Origin of the sequence: Streptomyces sp. NPDC051104 (genome assembly GCF_040682835.1) — a bacterium.
Lineage (GTDB): Bacteria > Actinomycetota > Actinomycetes > Streptomycetales > Streptomycetaceae > Streptomyces > Streptomyces cynarae.
Genome location: NZ_JBFBBS010000105.1, coordinates 1 through 3,183, shown reverse-complemented (window position 1 = coordinate 3,183; position 3,183 = coordinate 1). Strand labels below are relative to the sequence as shown.

The 3,183-nt window shown below is 73.0% G+C and carries 2 protein-coding genes and 1 pseudogene; all 3 read left to right on the top strand.

Features of this window, described 5'->3' with window-relative positions; translation table 11 throughout:
- A partial coding sequence (locus tag AB0N14_RS39660) for an alpha-glucosidase C-terminal domain-containing protein (RefSeq protein WP_366030545.1) occupies positions 1 to 299 on the top strand: 299 nt, incomplete at its 5' end.
- Positions 300 to 387: 88 nt separating this feature from the next.
- Positions 388 to 1,788, top strand: coding sequence for a maltokinase (locus AB0N14_RS39655; protein ID WP_366030544.1), 1,401 nt, complete (start codon positions 388 to 390; stop codon positions 1,786 to 1,788).
- 32 nt (positions 1,789 to 1,820) lie between these two features.
- A pseudogene (locus tag AB0N14_RS39650) lies at positions 1,821 to 3,183 on the top strand (hypothetical protein); the annotation flags it as partial.

Genomic DNA, 3,183 nt, shown 5'->3' with positions numbered 1-3,183 from the left:
TGATCGAGATCCGCAAGCAGAACCCCGCGTTCGGCCTCGGCTCCTACACCGAACTGTCCTCCTCCAACCCGGCCGTGCTCGCCTTCCTGCGGGAGTACAAGGACGACCTGGTGATGTGCGTGCACAACTTCTCCCGGTTCGCGCAGCCGACCGAGCTGGACCTGCGCCAGTTCGCGGGCCGGCACCCGGTGGAACTGATCGGCGGGGTCCGCTTCCCCGCCGTCGGAGAACTGCCCTACCTGCTCACCCTCGCAGGCCACGGCTTCTACTGGTTCCGCATCCGCAAGGACGTCGCCTAGTCGTCCGGTCGGGGCGGTTTCCACCGCCCCGACCGGGGCACGCAGGCAAATAACCCCCCGACCGCCCCCCGGGGAAAGGACGCACGCCATGCCGGAAGCCGTCATCCGTCCCACCGCGACCCACCCCGGCCTGCTCGCCTCCCTCGATCCGCTCCTGCGGGAGTGGTTGCCGCGGCAGCGCTGGTTCGCGGGCAAGGGACGGCCGGTCACCGGGTTCTCCCTGGTGGCGGCCACCGACCTGCTGCCCCCGGGCGGCCCGCTGGGCCTGGTCCACCTCCTCGTGCGGGCACACCAGCCGGACACCCCGGCGCCCGGCGCCCTGCCCCGCCCCGGGGACTGCTACCAGCTGCTGATAGGCGTCCGCGAGGCACTGCCCCCGCACCTCGCACCCGCGCTCATCGGGCATCTGGAGGACGGCCCGCTGGCCGGGCGGACCGTCTACGAGGCGCTGTACGACCCCCGGGCCGCCACCGTTCTCCTGGAGGCGATCCGCAGCCGCGCCCACGTCGGCCCGCTGCGCTTCGAGGGGGACACGCGCCAGGAGATACGGGAGGGGCTCGTCCCCCGGCTGGTCACCTCCGAGCAGTCGAACTCCTCGATCGTCTACGGAGATACGTTCATCCTCAAGCTCCTGCGCCGTGTCCTGCCTGGCGTCAACCCCGACCTCGAACTCCCGCTGGCCCTCGCGCGCGAGGGCTGCCCCCGGGTGCCCGCCCCGGCCGGCTGGCTGCTCGCCGACCTGGACGACCTCGAGGACCCGTACGTCCTGGCCGTGCTGCAGCCGTATGTGCGGGGCGCGACGGACGGCTGGGAGCTGGCGCTGCGCGAGCTGGCCAAGGGGGAGGACTTCACCGCCGAGGCGCGGGCGCTCGGGCGGGCGACGGCCGAGGTGCACACGGCGCTGGCCCGCGCCCTGCCCACGGTCACTCTCGGCCACGCCCAGATAGGGCTGCTGGTCGACGGCATGACCGAGCGGCTGGAGGCGGCGGCCCAGGCGGTGCCCGCGCTGCAGCCGTACGCGCCCCGGCTGCGCTCCGCGTTCGAGGCGCTGGGCGACCTCGCGGCCGAGGGGCGGGTGTGGACCGCTCAGCGCGTGCACGGCGACCTGCATCTGGGGCAGTGCCTGCGCTCGCCGTCCGGGGACTGGTCACTGATCGACTTCGAGGGAGAGCCGTCGAAGCCGCTGGCCGAGCGCCGGATGCCGCAGCCGGTCGCGCGGGACATCGCCGGAATGCTGCGCTCCTTCGACTACGCGGCACACTCGGCCGTCCCGTCGGGCCCGGAGTGGGCCACGGAGTGCCGGGCCGCCTACTGCTCCGGTTACGCGGAGGTCGCCGGGCGCGATCCGCGCACCGAACCGGTGCTGCTGCGCGCGTACGAGACGGACAAGGCCGTCTACGAAGTCGTGTACGAGGCCCGTCACCGGCCCGACTGGCTGCCGGTCCCGATGGCGGCGATACGCCGCCTGTCCGCCGACCCCACACCATGACCCCACCATCTCCTGCCGAGGAGGCCCCGTCCGTGACCCCCCGTCCTCCGTCCGACGACAGCACGAAGAAGAGCGCCGAGGGCCGGCCGACGGCCGGTGCGCAGAAGGCGACAGCGGCTGCCTCAGAGCCGCCGACGGCCGGGAAGAAGAAGGCGGTGGCGAAGAAGGCGGCGACCGGGGCGAAGAAGGCCACGGCGAAGACAGCGGTCGGGAAGAAGGCCGTCGCGATGACACCGGTCGCGGAGGTGAAGGAGGCCGCCGCCGAGAGCGAGAGCACCGCGGCGTCGGAGACACGGGCCGGGACAGCCCCGGCGAAGAAGGCGCCCGCCAAGAAGACGGCAGCCACGAAGACCGCGGCGAAGAAGGTCGCCGCCAAGAAGGTGACCGCCCAGACGACCGCGGCCGAGGTGGGCGCCGAGAAGGCGGTGGCGAAGAAGGCATCGGCCAGGAAGACGGCGGCCAAGACGACGGTGGCGAAGGCACCCGCCAAGAAGGTGGCGGCCAAGAAGACGGCCGCGAAGAAGGTCGACGCCAAGAAGGTGACCGCGGAGAAGGTCGCCGCGTCGGACCCCGCGGCCGCCGTGGCCGTGTCCCCCGCTCTCGCGGCCGGGGACCGTGAGCGGCTGCTGGCCGGCACCCACCACGACCCGCACTCCGTGCTCGGCACGCACCCGGTGCCCGGCGGTGTCGCCTTGCGGGCCTTCCGGCCGTACGCGCTGTCCGTGACCGTCGTCGCCGGGGATGTGCGGGCCGAGCTGCACGACGACGGGGACGGCTTCTTCTCCGGACTGCTGCCGCTGCCCGACGTGCCCGAGTACCGGCTGCTGGTCGAGTACGAGGGCACGGTCCAGGACACCGAGGACGCGTACCGTTTCCTGCCCACGCTCGGCGATCTCGACCTCCACCTGATCGGTGAGGGACGCCACGAGGAGCTGTGGAAGGCACTCGGCGCCCACCCCATGACCCACCAGGGCGTGACCGGCACCCGCTTCTCGGTGTGGGCGCCGAACGCACGGGGCGTGCGCGTGGCCGGCAGCTTCAACTTCTGGGACGGCACCGGCTTCCCGATGCGCTCGCTCGGCTCGACCGGGGTGTGGGAGCTGTTCGTGCCCGGTGTCGGGGAGGGTGAGCTGTACAAGTTCGAGATCACCCGCCCCGACGGCTCCAAGACGCTGCGCGCCGACCCGCTGGCCCGCCGCACGGAGGCCCCGCCGAACACGTCCTCGGTCGTGTGCGCCTCGCACCACGCCTGGGGGGACGCGGAGTGGATGGCCCGACGGGGTGGGCGGCCGGCGCACGAGGCGCCGTTCTCGGTGTACGAGGTGCACCTGCCGTCCTGGCGGCCGGGGCTGACGTACCGGCAACTGGCCGAACAACTCCCCGCCTACGTCAAGG

Coding starts and splice junctions, on each gene's coding strand:
- AB0N14_RS39655 (WP_366030544.1), top strand. CDS start 388: ATGCCGGAAGCCGTCATCCGTCCCACCGCGACCCACCCCGGCCTGCTC.